The organism is Formosa haliotis (genome assembly GCF_001685485.1).
Classification (GTDB): domain Bacteria; phylum Bacteroidota; class Bacteroidia; order Flavobacteriales; family Flavobacteriaceae; genus Formosa; species Formosa haliotis.
This window is the reverse complement of record NZ_BDEL01000001.1, coordinates 1,797,234-1,814,819: the sequence shown is the minus strand read 5'-3', so window position 1 is coordinate 1,814,819 and position 17,586 is coordinate 1,797,234. Positions and strand designations below refer to the sequence as shown.

14 protein-coding genes are annotated in these 17,586 nt (G+C 35.7%); 8 read left to right on the top strand and 6 right to left on the bottom strand.

The features are described from left to right. Nucleotides 1–126 precede the first annotated feature (126 nt). Nucleotides 127–1,401 (bottom strand): alginate export family protein, encoded by a 1,275-nt coding sequence (locus tag A9D35_RS07250; protein ID WP_235817868.1) that lies wholly within the window; start codon nucleotides 1,399–1,401, stop codon nucleotides 127–129. Nucleotides 1,402–1,666: 265 nt separating this feature from the next. On the opposite strand from A9D35_RS07250, the gene nirB reads away from it, so the two are divergent. The 8 genes from nirB (at nucleotide 1,667) to A9D35_RS07210 (ending at nucleotide 14,388) form a co-directional block, all read left to right on the top strand. Beyond that, nucleotides 1,667–4,189 carry a nitrite reductase large subunit NirB gene (gene nirB / locus A9D35_RS07245; RefSeq protein ID WP_066220983.1) on the top strand — a complete coding sequence of 841 codons (2,523 nt, stop codon included), beginning with the start codon at nucleotides 1,667–1,669 and terminating at the stop codon, nucleotides 4,187–4,189. 19 nt (nucleotides 4,190–4,208) lie between these two features. After that, on the top strand, nucleotides 4,209–4,589 hold the full coding sequence (nirD, locus tag A9D35_RS07240; protein WP_066220979.1) for a nitrite reductase small subunit NirD: 381 nt from the start codon (nucleotides 4,209–4,211) through the stop codon (nucleotides 4,587–4,589). A 30-nt stretch (nucleotides 4,590–4,619) separates the two neighbouring features. Then, complete coding sequence (locus A9D35_RS07235) at nucleotides 4,620–5,201, top strand: DUF4202 domain-containing protein (RefSeq protein WP_066220977.1); 582 nt, start codon at nucleotides 4,620–4,622, stop codon at nucleotides 5,199–5,201. A gap of 11 nt (nucleotides 5,202–5,212) precedes the next feature. Further along, nucleotides 5,213–7,024 carry a sensor histidine kinase gene (locus A9D35_RS07230; protein WP_066220975.1) on the top strand — a complete coding sequence of 604 codons (1,812 nt, stop codon included), beginning with the start codon at nucleotides 5,213–5,215 and terminating at the stop codon, nucleotides 7,022–7,024. Between the two features lie 62 nt (nucleotides 7,025–7,086). After that, complete coding sequence (locus A9D35_RS07225; RefSeq protein ID WP_066220972.1) at nucleotides 7,087–7,740, top strand: response regulator transcription factor; 654 nt, start codon at nucleotides 7,087–7,089, stop codon at nucleotides 7,738–7,740. A 179-nt stretch (nucleotides 7,741–7,919) separates the two neighbouring features. Further along, on the top strand, nucleotides 7,920–9,335 hold the full coding sequence (locus A9D35_RS07220; RefSeq protein ID WP_066220969.1) for an MFS transporter: 1,416 nt from the start codon (nucleotides 7,920–7,922) through the stop codon (nucleotides 9,333–9,335). An 83-nt stretch (nucleotides 9,336–9,418) separates the two neighbouring features. Beyond that, complete coding sequence (locus A9D35_RS07215) at nucleotides 9,419–12,943, top strand: nitrate reductase (RefSeq protein WP_066225909.1); 3,525 nt, start codon at nucleotides 9,419–9,421, stop codon at nucleotides 12,941–12,943. Next, nucleotides 12,943–14,388, top strand: a complete 1,446-nt coding sequence (locus A9D35_RS07210) for a rubredoxin (RefSeq protein ID WP_066220965.1) — start codon at nucleotides 12,943–12,945, stop codon at nucleotides 14,386–14,388. The genes A9D35_RS07215 and A9D35_RS07210 overlap by 1 nt, the downstream gene beginning before the upstream one ends. On the opposite strand, the gene moaA is transcribed toward A9D35_RS07210, so the two are convergent. From moaA to A9D35_RS07185, 5 genes are read right to left on the bottom strand one after another with little or no spacing between them, the layout of a single operon-like run. Beyond that, nucleotides 14,385–15,392: a GTP 3',8-cyclase MoaA gene (moaA, locus tag A9D35_RS07205; RefSeq protein WP_066220962.1), complete on the bottom strand. Its 1,008-nt coding sequence runs from the start codon at nucleotides 15,390–15,392 to the stop codon at nucleotides 14,385–14,387. The two genes, A9D35_RS07210 and moaA, sit on opposite strands and share 4 nt — an antisense overlap. Nucleotide 15,393: 1 nt before the next feature. Further along, nucleotides 15,394–16,299, bottom strand: coding sequence for a bifunctional molybdenum cofactor biosynthesis protein MoaC/MoaB (gene moaCB / locus A9D35_RS07200; RefSeq protein ID WP_066220961.1), 906 nt, complete (start codon nucleotides 16,297–16,299; stop codon nucleotides 15,394–15,396). Between the two features lies 1 nt (nucleotide 16,300). Next, a complete protein-coding gene (locus tag A9D35_RS07195; RefSeq protein WP_066220959.1) occupies nucleotides 16,301–16,738 on the bottom strand; it encodes a molybdenum cofactor biosynthesis protein MoaE in 438 nt (145 codons plus the stop codon). 24 nt (nucleotides 16,739–16,762) lie between these two features. Beyond that, the gene (locus A9D35_RS07190) at nucleotides 16,763–16,999 is read right to left on the bottom strand and encodes a MoaD/ThiS family protein (protein WP_066220950.1); all 237 of its coding nucleotides are present in this window, start codon (nucleotides 16,997–16,999) and stop codon (nucleotides 16,763–16,765) included. Beyond that, the gene (locus tag A9D35_RS07185) at nucleotides 16,947–17,585 is read right to left on the bottom strand and encodes a precorrin-2 dehydrogenase/sirohydrochlorin ferrochelatase family protein (protein ID WP_066220947.1); all 639 of its coding nucleotides are present in this window, start codon (nucleotides 17,583–17,585) and stop codon (nucleotides 16,947–16,949) included. Before A9D35_RS07185 ends, A9D35_RS07190 begins: the two co-directional genes overlap by 53 nt. Between the last annotated feature and the right edge of the window lies 1 nt (nucleotide 17,586).

Sequence of the window (17,586 nt, the reverse complement as noted above, 5' to 3'; positions counted from 1 at the left end):
AACACCAAGGAATCACTTTATTTTACCTACTTCGTTTTGTGGGTAAAAAGGCCTATAAAAAAAAACTGTGAAATTATGTTTCACAGGTTTTTCTAAAATTAAGACCTACTTTAAATTTAGTGTTTATTATAAAAATTTAGGTTTTAAAATTACCATAGCCCAAATCCAGTTTTGAGTGCTAGCTGCTAAATCTTCTGGTAGGTTTTTAAGTTCGTACATGCCATCTGCAGCAAACATTTGCGAGTAGCCAGCCTGTATAGAGAATTCTTTAAACTTGTGTTGAAATACCAAATCTACTTCTGTCCCTAAACTTTTTTCACCACTAGGTAGCTCTTCAGCTCCAGAGAAGTTTAAAACATTTACATATAATTCAGATTTTTCTCCAAAATTGAAATTAGCATTGATATGGAAATCTACCAAGCCTACCGAATTGGCATGATTCCCAACATAAAAATAATCCATAAAACCATTAAATTTATGGTTGGTTCCGTATAGCGGGAAGAACGCTCCGGTTTCGTCGGCATCAGAATCAGGCGATTTTCCACTTATATATTCAAACCCTAATCCTAACTTAATTTTAGGAGTAATTTTATAGTAAGCATCAAGACTAGCTAAAAGTCCGCTGTTAACCTTAATCTCTCCTTGGCGCTGCCCAGTTTGGAGGTAAATATTTGCAGCGGTATTAAATTTATTTTTAGTGTAGGTAAGGTGTGTTCCAAATGTTTGTAAATTACTTATGCCATCGGCTTTATCATCCTCATCAAATTCTTGAAAACCATTGTTCATAAATAAGAAACTTGCCGAAAAGGCATCCCAGTTGTTTTTTAAATAGGCATACTGCATAGTTTTGTACGAGAAAAATCCGGTGGTATGATAGGTGTTATCTGTGTTTTGAAATCCAGAAATGTTATCGTAATCCTGGTTGTAGGCAAATCCTAAATCTAGTTTTAAAGCGTCTTTTCCTAGTTTAACAAGAATGGCATCGTGGTTTCTACCTTGTTGGGCCCAATCTAAGCCTCCTAGAATGCGTTGGTCGTCGTAAGAGATTACTTGGCGCCCTAGTTTTGTCGACCAGTTTTCATTTAATCTAAAATTAGCCCAAGCTTCAAATATCGAAAACGAATTGTTTTTATCTTCAATTAATATTTGTCTGTTTTCTCCCCAAACAAATACATCTTGAAAGCTTAAATAAACTTCGTAGGTTTCTTTTTTTAATCCGAAATTAATTCTTGCACGAGTTGCAATTCCGAATCCCGGATCGGCATCATCGGCTATAAGTGTTCCGTAACCATGTCTGTATTCTGTACGCGGTCTTAATTGTCCGTCAATTGCAAATTGTGCATAACAACTTGCCGAAATTACTGCAAGAAATGCAGTAAGTAGTGTAGTTTTTTTCATCATAGTAGTTGAGTTTTAAATGTCGGGTAGAGGTTCATTTGTTTGACGTTTATGGAATAAATAAGTGTTAATTTCGAGATGGAAAACCTGTAGTATAAAAATAATCTTTTCATTTTTAATTAAAGAATTTCATTATTAATAATTTACATGCCCTTTGATTTTGTTTTTAGTAAAAATACGTAGTATGGTGAAATTCATGACGTTTTTATTACAATAATTAAGTATTAATACTTAATTTTGATCATGTAATAGAAAAATAACTACGTATATGAAAAAAGTTATCGTTGTAGGAAATGGAATGGTTGGGTATAAGTTTTGCGAAAAATTTATAGCAAAAGCATCCAAAGAAGAGTTTAAACTAATCGTTTTTGGTGAAGAGCCAAGACCAGCATACGATCGTGTTCACTTAAGTGAGTATTTTCAAAATCAAGATGCAAAAGCTTTAGAATTAGCTCCGGCAAATTGGTATAGCGATAATGATATTGAATTAATTTCAAACGAACGTGTAACAGATATTCATAGAAAATCAAAAACCATTACCACTTCTAGCGATGAGAGTTATGAGTACGATTACTTAGTTTTGGCAACAGGGTCTTTACCTTTTGTACCACCTATAGAAGGTGTTGAAAAGGAAGGTGTTTTTGTGTATCGTACTATAGAAGATCTGGAAGGTATGATGGCCTATGCAGATATGCTTAAAGCTAAAAAGCCAGATGCTAAGGCAGCTGTTTTAGGTGGTGGACTTTTAGGTTTAGAGGCTGCAAAAGCGGTAATGGATATGGGTTTAGAACCGCATGTTGTAGAGTTTGCTCAGAAATTAATGCCTAGACAATTAGATTTACGTAGTAGTAAAGTGCTTCAAGTAAAATTAGAATCTTTAGGGATAAATATACATTTAAATAAAGCGACCAACCAAATTCTTGGAGACCGTGCAATAGAGGCTATGGAGTTTGGAGAAGACGATAAGTTGGATGTCGATATGCTAGTTATTTCTGCAGGTATTCGTCCGCGAGATGAACTCGGGAAAACCTGTGGTTTAGATATGGGAGTTCGCGGAGGAATTACGGTGAACAATAAAATGCAAACCTCAGATCCAGAAATTTTTGCCATTGGAGAAGTCGCCTTATACAATCATATGATTTATGGTTTGGTGGCTCCGGGATACGAAATGGCAGATGTTGCTGTAGAACAAATTTTAGGAAATGAAGAGGCCTTGATGAGTTCTGATATCGATATGTCTACTAAATTAAAACTAATAGGGGTAGATGTGGCTAGTTTTGGAGAGCCGTTTATGCCAGCCGAAAAAGGGCACTCTATCTTATTCGAAAATAAAACTAAGTATTTATATAAGCGTATTAACGTAAGTCACGATGGGAAAACCTTATTAGGAGGTATCCTTGTAGGCGATGCAGCAGATTATAATATTTTACATCAAATGTATTTAAATGGTATTCCGTTACCAGAAAATGCAGAAGATTTAATTTTAGGAACACGTGCCGATGGTGGTTCTGTTTTTGGAAGTGTAATGGATTTACCAGATGCCGCACAAATTTGTTCTTGCGAGAGTGTGAGTAAAGGCGATATCTGTTCTACTATTACTTCTGGAGAATGTAATAATGTGTCTGAAGTGATGTCGTGCACAAAAGCAGGAACCGGTTGTGGAGGTTGTAAACCTATGGTTTCAGACCTTGTAAACGAAACGCTTAAATCTTTAGGAAAAGAAGTTAAAGAAACCATTTGCGATCACTTTAATTATACACGTCAAGAGTTATTCGGAATTATTAAAGTAAAGAAATTAACGACGTTCTACGAAGTGCTTGATGCTTGTGGAGAGGGCGATGGTTGCGAAACTTGTAAGCCTTTAGTAGCTTCTATTTTTGCAAGTTTATATAACGATACGGCAAACAAGGAAGATGTTATTCAAGATTCCAACGATAAATTCTTAGCAAATATTCAACGTAACGGAACCTATTCTGTAGTGCCAAGAATTCCAGGAGGAGAAATTACACCTCAAAAACTAATCGTTATTGGGCAAGTTGGAGAGAAATATAATTTATATACAAAAATCACTGGAGGTCAGCGAATCGATTTATTCGGCGCGCAATTAAATGACTTACCTGCAATTTGGAAAGAATTGATAGATGCCGGTTTTGAAAGCGGACATGCTTACGGAAAGTCGTTAAGAACAGTAAAAAGTTGTGTGGGATCTACATGGTGTCGATACGGAATGGACGAAAGTGTAAGTTTTGCGATCGATTTAGAAAACCGTTACAAAGGATTACGTTCGCCACATAAACTTAAAGGTGGTGTTTCTGGATGTATTCGTGAATGTGCGGAAGCAAGAGGAAAAGATTTTGGAGTAATTGCTGTAGAAGGAGGATGGAACTTATATGTCTGCGGAAACGGTGGAGCGACCCCAAAACACGCTTTACTTTTAGCAGAACAAATAGATAACGAAACCTGTATTAAATACCTAGACCGTTTCTTGATGTATTACATCCGTACGGCCGCGCCACTTATGCGAACTGCAGCATGGTTAGATAAATTAGAAGGCGGAATCGAGCAACTAAAATCTATAGTAATAGACGACAGTTTAAATCTGGCCGAAGAATTAGAAAAGGATATGCAAGGTCTAGTTGATGCTTACGAATGTGAGTGGACACAAGTAATAGAACGCGAAGAATTACAAAGCCGATTTAAGCACTTTATTAATTCTGATGAAAAAGACGATAATATAGTGTTTGTGCCAATGCGCGATCAAATAATGCCAGAACCTTGGACCTCTAACTAATAACAAAACTTAAGAAATTATGGATACTATTTTAACAGGATTACAACCAGCTTTTCAACCAGATCAAGTAAGCGTATGGTTTAAAGCGGCAAAAGTAAGCGACTTTCCAAAAAATGGAGGTGCTTGTGTAAAATATAAAGACAAACAAATTGCAGTCTATTATTTTGAAAGAAGAAACCAGTGGTACGCATGTCAAAATGCTTGTCCGCATAAACTAGAAATGGTATTATCTCGTGGAATGATTGGCGATGAAAAGGGAATCCCTAAAATAGCTTGCCCAATGCACAAAAAAACATTTTCGTTAGTTACAGGCGAGAATTTGAATGGCGATTTAGATGCGATTTCAATTTATCCTGTAAAAGTAGAAGACAACTTTGTGTATATCGGATTTTCTGAATAGATTTGGAACTATATCCAAAACTATAATATTGTGAGTGCAAAATTTGAACAAGCCATAGCATTAATAGACGAGAAAAATGCTCAAGATTTAAACCGTGAAATCGATAATGGTAAATCGGTGCCAAAAGAATTATTGTATTCTCAACGCATGACAGCGTGTTTGCTAGACTATATGCCAACAGCATCAGAAGCTTTACAAATTGCTGCAAGAGCACAACATATTTGTCGTTGGGAAATTCCGAGAAACGAATATCCTATGACTAAAGCAGGGTATATGAATTGGCGAAACGATCTTAAAAAGATGCATGCTAATTTGGCTGGAGACATTCTAGAATCTGTTGGTTACGACTCCGAATTTGTTGAACGTGTTCAGTTTTTAATCAGTAAAAAATCATTTAAAAAAGATCCAGATTCTCAAACTCTAGAAGATGTGGTGTGTTTGGTGTTTTTACAATATTATTTTGAGGATTTTGCGACTAAGCACGACAACGAAAAGCTTATAGATATACTTCAAAAAACTTGGAATAAAATGTCTGATGCAGCTCACAAAAATGCACTTACTATACCATTTTCAGAAGATACCGCAGACCTGATTAAACAAGCTTTGGCTTAAATAGTTAATACATGAATGGCAGCAGTAGTTCGTTAGATACGAGTACGTTTAATAGGCTTCGTCGTTTATATATTTTTGCATTAGGAGCTGTTGCTTTTTCTATAATTATAAGTCAGATAATCGTCCGTAAGTTCTTAAAAGATCAGCAGGACGATTCTACCATAATAAATGTTGCCGGCCGGCAACGTATGCTGAGTCAGAAACTAAGTAAGGAGGTACTTTTAATAGCAAACAGTACCGATGGTTCTCAGCGATTAACTCAAAAAAATCATCTTAAAAATACCTTGAAGCAGTGGAATACAGCCCATCTAGCACTGCTTCATGGACACGATAGTTTGGAGCTTTCGGGCGTAAATAGCCCAAAAGTAATCGATATGTTTGGGCAACTTCAATTGCCATTTTCAGATATCTATAACGCTTCAAATCGTATTATTTCTGCTCTAGAGAATCAGCCTAATATTGATGTAAATGTACTCTCCGACGATGTAAATCGCGTGGTTACAACTCAGCCACAATTTTTACACATCATGGATGCCATCGTAAATCAGTACGATGATGAGGCCAATGAAAAAGTAAATCGGTTAAGGCAATGGGAACTGTTTTTAATGTTATTTACATTGTTGCTGTTGTTGTTAGAATTCATTTTCATCTTTAAGCCAACCGCACGAATGGTTGAAAAAATTATTGCAAAACTGTTACATTCTGAACAGAAAGCAATAAAAACCGCTTATGAAGCAGATGTGTTACGTGAAGAAAACGAACGTTCGGTTAAAGAGCTTCGGGTGTTAAACCAGGCTATGGATAAGACCTTGCTGTTTGCTCGTGTAACTTCAGAGGGTTCGATTCTTCATATAGGCGATAAGTTTTCTAAATTATTTAAGCAGTCCAATTTTAATATCAATTTAAATTTTTCCGAATTAATTTCTGCCGAAAAAAACGATCAACTTTATGTAGAGCACATTCTAAATACTTATAATAAAGTGGGGTGGCAAGGCGAAATAAAGGCCTCAAAAAGTACAGGGGAATTGTTGTGGTTAGAAATGTATGTTATTCCTATTTTCTCAAAAGCAGAAAAATCTGAAATTCTAATTATTGCTTCAGATATTACCGAAAAGAAGCAAGCGCAATTAGAAGTAGAATCGCTAACAAAGGCGAGTTACGAGGAAAATATGAATCAGCAGAAAATAATTTCTAGCAAGATTATAGAAAACCAAGAAAAGGAACAAAATCGTATTGCTAAAGATATTCACGATGGCATTGGGCAAATGCTAACCGGATTAAAATATAACTTAGAGAGCGTAAATTTAAACGACCTAGACAAAGCTGAAGCTAAAATAAAGCAATTAAAAAGTTTAACCGGCGATATTATTCAGGGGGTTAGAGCTGCTACTTTTAATTTAACACCTCCAGAATTAAGCGATTATGGTATAGTCCCGGCACTTTCAAAATTAACCCAAGAATTAGCCAAGCTTACCGGTAAAACTATAGAACAATATAACCGTACCAATTTTAATCAACGGTTAGATTCTTTGGTCGAAATTAATATTTATAGAATTACGCAAGAGGCCATAAATAATGCGATTAAATATGCCGATTCTACGTATATTTTAGTTACTATATCGCATAGCGAACACATACTAAGTATTACTATAGACGATGATGGTAAAGGCTTTGATGTTAACCGCCCTAAAAATATTAGAACCGGTGTAGGTGGTATGGGAATGACTTTTATGAACGAGCGTATTAACTACATTAACGGCCGATTGTTTTTAAATTCTTCTAAAGAGTCAGGAACCCGGATTACCTTAAATATCCCAATTTAATTGGGTGATATTACTTAATTTTTAATTAATTTGCTACGTATTTAAACAGAATGATTTAACATATGATAAATGTAGTATTGGCAGACGATCATCTTTTAGTTAGAGATGGTATTAAATCGTTGTTAGAAGATCAAGACGGGGTTCATGTAATTGCCGAAGCGTCTAATGGAAAAGAGGCTTTAAAAGTGGTTGAAGATAATAAGCCCGATGTACTTATTGTAGATATACGTATGCCAGAAATGAATGGTATTGAGGTGGTTACTGAATTGAATAAAATTAAAAGTCCAATTAAAACCTTGGTGTTATCTATGCACGATTCAGAAGAATACGTGTTAAATGCCATTAATGCTGGTGCCGATGGCTACTTATTAAAAGGGTCGAGCAAAGAAGAGTTTATGAAAGCGCTTCAAATGGTGGCATCTGGAGGTAAGTATTTTACCGGAGATGTGTCTTCTATTATTATTAATAATATGATTAACCAAGGCGGTGTACAAGAAGAGGAACCAGAAAAGCCAGAATCGACATTTAATCTTACCAAACGTGAAAAACAAATTTTATCATTAGTGCTTGATGGTAAAAGTAATAAGGAAATTGCTGAAAATTTGGATGTTAGTAAACGTACTGCCGAAGTGCATCGTTTTAATTTAATGAAAAAATTAGACGTTAAAAACCTAATCGAGCTTACAAAAATAGCAGCTAAGTATCGCTTGGTTTAAACCTTACGGTTTTTTTGAATCATTGTTTTTTGACTTTTTAAGCCTTCTTATTGAAAAATTAATAATATAAACCTAAAAAATTATTAGGTACGTAATAATTGAAAAAATACGTAATTTTATAAGTATAAATTAAGTATTAATACTTAATTTTATCTCACTAACGTAAAAATTCAATTGTTATGAGTTCTGCAAAAGCTACAAAATTAGATCTTTTAAATTTTAAAAGTCTTCCAATTCGAACGTTTTGGATTACCTCACTAGCCTTTTTCTTATGTTTCTTTTCTTGGTTTGGTATTGTGCCATTTATGCCAGATGTTGTAAATGATTTAGGTTTAACGCCATCGCAAAAATGGAATTCCATTATACTTGCGGTTTCGGGTACGGTCTTCGCACGTTTATTAATAGGTAAACTTTGCGATAAATACGGACCGCGTTTATGTTACTCGTGGTTACTTGTTTTAGGTGCTATTCCTGTCGTGTTATTAGGTTTAGTGCAAACGCCATTACAATTTTTAATATGCCGATTCTTTATTGGGTTTATTGGAGCATCGTTTGTAATTACGCAGTTTCATACCTCTATTATGTTTGCGCCAAATATTGTAGGTACAGCGAATGCGACCTCTGCAGGTTGGGGTAACTTAGGAGGTGGAGCCAACCGTTTAGGGATGCCTTTAATTGCTGCCGGTGTGGTTGCTTTTGGAGTAGCAGAATCTGAAGCTTGGAGATACTCTATGATTATTGCAGGTATTGTTTGTTTCTTAATGGGACTTGTATATTATAACTTTACACAAGATACGTTAGAAGGAAATTATAAGGAATTAAAAGCTTCTGGCGATATGCCACAAACCAAAAAGGATGATGTAGGTTTTATGGAAGCTGTTAAAGATTACCGTGTTTGGATCTTATTCTTTGTATATGCAGCTTGTTTTGGAATTGAGTTAACGGTTTACGGAACGATGGATGATTATCTGCAAAACACTTTTCAGTTAGAACGTGTAACAGCCGGAAATATCGTATTGTCTTTCGCCCTAATGAATATTTTTGCAAGAACGCTAGGAGGTTTCTTTGGTGATAAATTTGGAAAACTTAAAGGATTACGCGGACGTGTATTGTTTTTATCAGCCATACTAGCTGTAGAAGGTATTATTCTTGCCGCATTCTCATCGGCTACCGGAATTGTGTTAGGTATTGTATGTTTGGTATTGTTTAGTTTATCTGTGCAAATGGCAGAAGGTGCAACGTTTTCTGTAGTACCTTTTGTAAACCAAAAAGCTATCGGATCTATATCTGGTATTGTAGGTGCAGGAGGAAACGTAGGTGCATTTCTTGCCGCGTTATTATTAAAGTCTAAATCGGCAGTGGCAGAAAAAGCAGCATTAGCAGCCACCGAAGGTATGAGTGCAGATGCTATCCATGCCGCACAAGCCGCCGCATCTTCATCGGCAGTATCGAGTGGGTTTTTAATTATAAGTTTGGTAGTTTTAGTTGTAGCCGTAAGTACTTTGGCTATTAAATTCTCTACTGTGAAAAATGACGTGAAAGAAGAAGTAGAAGACGACGCCTTCGATACGCAAATGGCAACGCAATCTATTTAAAATGCGACCATAAAATTCAGTCCTGTAATAGATAAGTTTTATTACATTTAAAAAAGAAATTAAAATGTATTTAAATACATATGATGCCTCAAAAAGAAATTAAAACAACGTGTTCATACTGTGGTGTAGGCTGTGGTATCATCGTAAAGAAGGACGAAAATAATAAAGTTTATGTGGAAGGCGACAAAGACCATCCGGTAAACAAAGGGATGTTATGCTCTAAAGGTATGAATTTGCATTATGTTGCAAATGATGTTTCCGATAGATTATTATATCCAGAAATGCGATGGAGTAAATCGCATCCTTTAGAACGTGTAAGTTGGGATACAGCTTTAGATCGGGCAGCAAAAGTGTTTAAATCTATCATAAAAAAACACGGTCCAGATAGCGTAGGTTTTTATGTCTCTGGACAGTGTTTAACAGAAGAATATTATATAGCCAATAAACTAACTAAAGGGTTTTTAGGAACCAATAATATAGATACCAATTCTAGATTATGTATGAGTTCGGCTGTAGTGGGTTATAAAAAAACCTTCGGAGAAGATTCTGTTCCTATTTCTTATGCCGATATAGAATTAGCCGATTGTTTTTTAATTACTGGGGCAAACCCAGCTTGGTGTCACCCTATATTATTCAGAAGAATTGAAAAGCATAAGGAAGAAAATCCAAATGTGAAAATCTTGGTTGTCGATCCGCGTAAAACCGATTCAGCCAACTTTGCAGATTTACACCTTCAAATTTTACCTGGTACAGACGTTATTTTGTACAACGCTATTGGAAAACGTTTAATAGATCGTCGAATGATTGATAAACGTTTTATTAAAGAGCATACCGAGAATTTCGAAAAATATAAAAAACAAGTTCAAGATACCTCGTTAAGGGAAGCCTCACGATTATGTGGAGTTACCGTTGACGAAATTAAAAAAGCAGCTCAAATTATTGGGCAATCTAAAGCATTTATAAGTATGTGGGCTATGGGCTTAAACCAGAGCGCCATCGGTACACATAAAAATTATGCCCTATTAAATTTATCCTTAATTACAGGTCAGGTTGGAAAACCAGGTTCAGGACCGTTTTCTTTAACAGGACAGCCAAATGCTATGGGCGGACGTGAAGTAGGTGGTATGGCTAATTTATTAGCGGTTCATAAAGATTTATTTAATGCCGAACACCGCCAAGAAGTTGCAGATTTTTGGAAGGTTGATAAAATTTCGGATAAAGCCGGATATACAGCCACCGAAATGTTCGACGCTTTAGAAACCGGTAAAATGAAAGCCGTATGGATTGTGTGTACAAACCCAATGGTAAGTATGCCAAATGCCCATCGAATAGAAAGAGCGTTAAAACAAGCAAAATTTGTAGTGGTGCAAGATATCTCTAACCGATCAGATACATTAGAGCATGCCGATTTGGTTTTACCTGCAGCCGCTTGGTTAGAAAAGGAAGGGACTATGACCAATTCTGAACGTCGAATTTCCTACCTGCCAAAAGGTATAGAAGCTCCAGGTGAAGCGAAACCTGATGTTGAAATTCTATGCGAGTTTGCTCAGAAAATGGGATTTGAAGGCTTTAATTATAATTCTACCGAAGAGATTTATCAGGAATATACAGAGATGACTAAAGGCTCTAATATTGATATTTCCGAATTAAATTACGAAAGGTTAAAAGGAGAAGGTACATTCCAATGGCCGGTTACAGAACAACAAAAAGACGGAACACCCAGATTGTTTCAAGATAAAAAATTCTATACACCATCGCAAAAGGCGATCTTTAACATACCAGATTTTGTTAATAATATTTCCGATTTACCAAATGCCACCTATCCGTTAATTTTAACTACAGGTCGTGTTCGCGATCAATGGCATACAATGACTAAAACTGGGAAAGTTTCGCGTTTAAAAACGCATTATTCTACGCCCGTTTTAGAGTTAAGTCCGGTAGATGCATTTTTAAATAAAATAAAAAATGGAGATGTCGTAGAAGTTACCAGCGCTAATGGCGTTGTAAGAGTGCGCACCAAAGTTACCGATAGTGTAAAAAAAGGTGTTGTGTTTTTACCAATGCATTGGGGAAAACAATTGCAAAGTGATTTAAACCGAGCGAATAATTTAACGCATACTATTGTAGATCCGGTATCTAAAGAACCAGATTTTAAATTTACACGTGTATCGGTTTCAAAATACAAAAAAGAAAAAGAAAAAATAGTTGTTGTTGGTGCTGGAGCTGCGGCCTTCCGTTTTATTCAAAATTATAGAGAGCATAGTGAGGCCGATGAAATAGTGGTGTTTTCAAAAGAAATCAATCCGTTTTACAATCGCGTGTTGTTGCCAGAATATGTAACCGAAGAATTAACTTGGGAACAGTTATTAAAGATCAAAGAGAAGGAACTTAAAAAACTTCAAATTGAATTATTCTCGGAAACTTATATCGTAGAAATCGATCGCGAAAATAAAATAGCAACCGATAATCACGGAACCCATCATGCCTACGATAAATTGATTTTGGCTACTGGTAGTCGCGCTTTTGTTCCTAACGATGTGCAACTAAATTTACCAGGCCGATTTACTTTACGATCTAAACAAGATGCCGATGGTTTTAAGTCGTATTTAGACGGAACCGGACTAAAAGCAGAAGATCAGCATGTTACTATAGTTGGAGGAGGACTGTTAGGTTTGGAGCTTGCGGCTGCCCTAAAACATAGAAATGTAAATACAACCATTATACAGCGTGCCTCGAATCTAATGGAGCGCCAATTAGATCCTATTTCTAGTAAACTGTTAGCAAAACACGTACAGGAGTTAGGTATTCAAATCTATTTTTCTAACGAGGTAAGTACTGTTTTTGATGACGAAGACACTAAAAATGCTTTAAATATTACTCTTAAAAGTGGAAAAACATTTAAATCGAATGCCATAGTTTATGCCATTGGAACGCGCCCGAATATCGAAATAGCGAAGTCTAGCGGTGTGGCTTGTGGTCGCGGAATAAAAGTGAATCATCACTTACAGTCTTCAGACCCTAATATCTTTGCTATAGGTGAAATTGCAGAATTCAATAATAATATTTTAGGAATTACTTCTGCAGCCGAAGAACAAGCAGCCATTTTGGCAAATTTTATGGCGGGCGATATAAGTAGTATGTACAAGGGCTCTGTTGCTATGAATATTTTAAAATTCAGCGATTTAGACTTATGTAGTTTAGGAAATATTGTGGTTCCTGAAAACGACAATAGCTACGAGGAAATCATTTTTATGGATATGAATAAACGTTACTATAAAAAATGTATCGTGAAAGATGATTTGTTGGTTGGTGCTGTTTTAATGGGCGATAAAAATGAATTTGCAGAATTTAAAACCTTAATAGAAAGTAAAGTCGAGTTGTCTGATAAGCGTGATAAATTACTTCGAGGCGCATCAAACGATAAACCTGTTTTAGGTAAATTGGTGTGTTCTTGTAGTCAAGTTGGCGAGGGGAATATCGAAGATGCTATAAGTAAAGGATGTACCAATTTTACCGAGCTATGTAACCAAACGGGAGCAGGGTTAGGTTGCGGAAGTTGTAAAACAGAAGTGCGAGAGATATTAAATAATCATAAAGTTTTGGCCTGATGCAAGAATTATCTAGATTAATAATTAAGGGTGGCGTTTTATCGCCAGGAGAGTTAAAATCGATTTGTTTAACGGCAGAGCGTTTAGGCTTAAATGCCATTTCTTTTGGGTCTCGACAGGATATTTTATTTCCAGAAAAAGTAGAGTCAGACGAAATTGAAACTATCGATAATGTGCAAATTGTACCCCTTCATGCCGAAGGCTCAGAGAACATTGTATCGTCTTATGTAAGTGCTGGGATTTTCTCGAGTACCTCTTGGTTAACTGGCGAGAAGTACTTGTATGTTCTAGAGCAATTCAGAAAAGAACCACTTTTAAAAATTAATATTACCGATCCTAAACAGCGCTTAGTGCCTTTGTTTACTGGCCATTTAAACTTTATTGCATCAGAGCATGAAGATTATTGGTATTTGTATGTGCGTTTACCAGAATGGGAAAGAACAGAAATGTATCCGGCATTAATATACAGTTGGGATATGGCTAAAATAGAAGAAACTATTGAAAGCTTATTGCAGGAAGAACCTGAAACTGTTGAAATGATTTTCGATTTGGTAAACGATGCCATCGATACGAATAACAGAACTATAGACGAGCCTTTACAAGTCCCATTTTATCCGTTTCCATATTACGAGGGGATGAATAGAATAGGGAACGATAAATATTGGTTAGGCTTATACTGGAGAAATAATAAATACGATTTAGCCTTTTTAAAAGCCATGTGCGATCTATGTTCCGATTGTAAAATTGGTAAAATTTCTATCACGCCTTGGAAGTCTTTTATAGTGAAAGATATTCCTAATGAAACCAAACTTATATGGGAGAAATTTCTCGGGAAATACGGAATCAATGTCCGTCACTCTATGTTAGAACTAAACTGGCATTTACCTGTAGGAAATGATGAAGCATTAAAACTAAAGAAGTATCTAGTAACCAATTTCGATCAGAACGATATTAGTACCTACGGACTAACTTTTGCTATTACAGAATATGCTAAAAAGGCCTATTATTTTACCTCTATAGTTATTGAAAAGAATGAGCAACCTTTAGCTTTATCGGAGTTTAAAATTCGTGACACGTATAACCTGTTATATGCTAAAAATTTCGACCCGAATACGAGAGAATATATTACACATGTACAAGATGTAGACCAAGTAGAATTACCTGGTTTGTTAATGGAATTGAGTCAGTTGTATTTCGATCAATTAGGAACAGAACGCGACGAGGAAAAATTAGCAAAATCTGCCGATGATACGGTTGAAGTTGAAGTGTATCAATGTCAAGATTGCTTAACTATTTATAATGAAGCTTATGGCGACGAAACACAGGGAATACTACCTCATACAGCATTCGCTAACTTGCCAGAAACGTATGAGTGCTCACTTTGCGAAGGACCGAAATCTAATTTTGTAATGAAAACGTATAAACGCCACGTAAGTCAAGATTAACCTCCAATAGTAATCATACTACGATTGTTATTATGAAAGTCAGGATTATTTAGGGTTTCAAAGTCTGTCATACCAGCGCGTACGGCATGTTTCTTTTTAATTAAACTAGAAATTAAAGGTTCTATATTATCACCTTCACGGAATGCACGTAATAAATTGGTTTCGGTGTTAGAGAACAAGCAGTTTTTTATATTACCGTTTGCGGTTAACCGAATTCTATTACAACTGTCGCAAAACGGATTACTTACAGAACTAATAATGCCAAAGGTTCCTTTAAATCCTTTTATCCGATAATTTCTAGCTGTAAAATTAGCTTCATTTTTAATCGGAATTAAATGGTCATCTCCAAAATGTGCCACGGTTTGCTGTAATATATCGGCCTGAGTAACAAGTTTATCTTTATTCCAATTATTACCATCAAAAGGCATAAATTCTATAAACCGAATGGCAATAGGCAAATGCTTTGTAAAGTTTATAAAATCTATAATTTCGTCATCGTTAAACCCTTTGATAAGTACGATATTCATTTTTACATGAAACCCATGTTCCATTAAAAGTATAATGTTGTTATAGGCTTCTTTAAATTGATTTCTGCGGGTGATATATTGAAACTTATCGGCTTGTAAACTGTCTAAACTTACATTTATATCGTTTAAACCATACCTTTTAAAATCGTCTATAAACCGATCTACAATAACCGCATTTGTGGTAATAGATAGTTTTACATGTAGCGTTGCCAATTGCTTTAAAATCTCTGAAAAATCTTTCCGCACCAAAGGCTCACCACCTGTTAACCGAATTTTATTGACACCGTGTTTTACAAATACCGAAGCGATTTTAAAAATCTCATCGGCATTCATAAGATCCGATCTTGGTGTTAGAGGCACCCCGTTTTCGGGCATACAATAGGTGCATCGTAAATTACATTTTTCGGTTAAGGAAATCCGTAAATACGAATGCTTTCGCCCAAAATCGTCGGTTAATATGTGTTGTGAATTCGTCATATTAATGTTGCTGACCTCTTAAAATTTTAAAGACATGCAGTACATGAGGAAATACAGCATCCATAGATTCTTTTGCTCCATTGGTAGAACCTGGTAAGGCTAAAACTAAGCAATTTCCAATAGTTCCGGCCACACTACGCGAAAGCATAGCATAAGGCATTCTGTTTTGCCCGTAACTTCTAATCGCTTCTTCAATACCTGGAATACGACGCTCTAAAATAGGCTCTAAGGCTTCTGGTGTAACATCGCGGAACGATAACCCTGTGCCTCCTGTAAAAATAACTAAATTATGGTGTTCTGCTAGGTCAAGTGCTTTACTTCTTATTAAGTCAACTTCATCGGGAATCACTTCGTAATTTGAAATGGTAACAGCGTTTGCTTCCAGCTTTTTAATGATGGCCTTTCCAGCAAAATCTTCTTTTTTACCTTCAGAAATCGTGTCGGAACACACAATAACACTCGCGTTTAATGTGGAAATTTGCTTGTTTGGGAAACTACTTTTGCCTCCTTTTTTCTTGACCAATTTAATGGTGCCAATTTCTATCTGTTTATCGATAGGTTTTAGCATGTCGTACATGGTAAGCGCCACAACAGAAGCACCGTGCATGGCTTCAACTTCTACCCCCGTTTTATAAATGGTTTTTACATTAAAAATAATGTGTATTTCTAAGCCTTCAATGTTATAATTTACCGAAGTAAATTCAATAGGTAACGGATGACAATCTGGAATAACGGTATGCGTGTTTTTTACAGCAAAAAGCCCCGCAGTTTTAGCCATTTCGAATACATTCCCTTTCGGAACTAAATTCTTCTGTATGGCTTCAATAGTTTCGGCTTTACTAACTTTAACAATTGCTGTCGCTGTCGCTGTGCGTAAGGTGTGTATTTTGTGGGTAATATCTACCATCTTATAAGGTATTTGTTTTCCATTGGTGGGTGTCGTCTTCAAAGATTTCTTTACCAAAAATGGGCACTTTCTTTTTTACTATGTTTACTAAATATTCTGTTGCATCGTATACTTCTTTGCTGTGTTTAGCCGATACAAAAACAAAAAAACAAATCTCTCCAGCCTTAATTTTTCCTAAGCTATGGTGAATATGAAGGCAGGTTAAATCGAAGGTTTTAAATGCTTTTTCACGGATTTCGGCAATTTGCTCTAAAGCCATATCTTCGTAAGCTGTAAAGTCTATTGCGGCAACAGTTCGGTCTTCAATATCGTCTGCACGAACCTGACCTAAAAAAATATTATGACCACCAATACTGTGTTTGCTTTGGTGTTTTGCTATAGAATTAGCAATATATTCAGGTGAAATAGGGCCATCGATAAATACATTATTCTTTTTCATTGGTTTTAATTTTATAGTTAGTTCTTATCCGCCTGCAAAAGGTGGTAAAAATGCGATTTCGTCTTGAAGTTGAAGCGTAACATCTTCAGATTCTTGAATTAATTTCTGGTTTAAAGCCACGTGAAATGACTTCGGATTAAAATTGTATTTGGTGTTTATATCGTGCACCAGTTCAGATAATTTTACCGGTTTAAAAACAATTTGTTCTTCACTGCAATGGGTGTGTTCGGTAAGCTGACCAAAATATTTTATTGTTATCATACTTATTCTTTTTAGAAACTAAACCTTCGGTTATTTTGTTTAATTCGTCTACTTTATATTGAAAATCACCTTTTAAAGTTTTTCTATAGGCATTTAAATTCGATACAAAATCGGTAATATTATCGGGGATGACCTCCTCTAAAAACTGTCGTAAACGTTTGGCTGTTGTAGGTGATTTTCCGTTTGTTGAAATAGCAATTTTTACATGGCCTTTAGTAACTATACCACCTAAATAAAAATCGCATTGGTCTGGCGTGTCTGCAATATTTACAATAAGATGCTTTGCTTTTGCATCTTGGTTAATTTGTAAATTTACTTCTAAATCATCGGTACACCCAATAACCATATGGCGTTTTTCTAAATCTGAAACCTCATAGGCTTTTTGAGTTAATTTAACATGCGGGTGCTGTGCTGCAAGTGTTTTTAATTCAGGTATAAAATCTTTAGAAATGACTTCTACATTCGCATTCGGACTCGATTTTAATAAAAAGCCAAGTTTTTCTAAACCTACATTTCCACCGCCAATTATAAGCACATCGAGTTGGTTTACTTTTAAAAATATAGGATATAATTCGTTTCGTTCCATG

Coding starts and splice junctions, on each gene's coding strand:
- A9D35_RS07250 (WP_235817868.1), bottom strand. CDS start 1,401: ATGATGAAAAAAACTACACTACTTACTGCATTTCTTGCAGTAATTTCG.
- nirB (WP_066220983.1), top strand. CDS start 1,667: ATGAAAAAAGTTATCGTTGTAGGAAATGGAATGGTTGGGTATAAGTTT.
- nirD (WP_066220979.1), top strand. CDS start 4,209: ATGGATACTATTTTAACAGGATTACAACCAGCTTTTCAACCAGATCAA.
- A9D35_RS07230 (WP_066220975.1), top strand. CDS start 5,213: ATGAATGGCAGCAGTAGTTCGTTAGATACGAGTACGTTTAATAGGCTT.
- A9D35_RS07225 (WP_066220972.1), top strand. CDS start 7,087: ATGATAAATGTAGTATTGGCAGACGATCATCTTTTAGTTAGAGATGGT.
- A9D35_RS07220 (WP_066220969.1), top strand. CDS start 7,920: ATGAGTTCTGCAAAAGCTACAAAATTAGATCTTTTAAATTTTAAAAGT.
- A9D35_RS07215 (WP_066225909.1), top strand. CDS start 9,419: ATGCCTCAAAAAGAAATTAAAACAACGTGTTCATACTGTGGTGTAGGC.
- A9D35_RS07210 (WP_066220965.1), top strand. CDS start 12,943: ATGCAAGAATTATCTAGATTAATAATTAAGGGTGGCGTTTTATCGCCA.
- moaA (WP_066220962.1), bottom strand. CDS start 15,392: ATGACGAATTCACAACACATATTAACCGACGATTTTGGGCGAAAGCAT.
- moaCB (WP_066220961.1), bottom strand. CDS start 16,299: ATGGTAGATATTACCCACAAAATACACACCTTACGCACAGCGACAGCG.
- A9D35_RS07195 (WP_066220959.1), bottom strand. CDS start 16,738: ATGAAAAAGAATAATGTATTTATCGATGGCCCTATTTCACCTGAATAT.
- A9D35_RS07190 (WP_066220950.1), bottom strand. CDS start 16,999: ATGATAACAATAAAATATTTTGGTCAGCTTACCGAACACACCCATTGC.
- A9D35_RS07185 (WP_066220947.1), bottom strand. CDS start 17,585: ATGGAACGAAACGAATTATATCCTATATTTTTAAAAGTAAACCAACTC.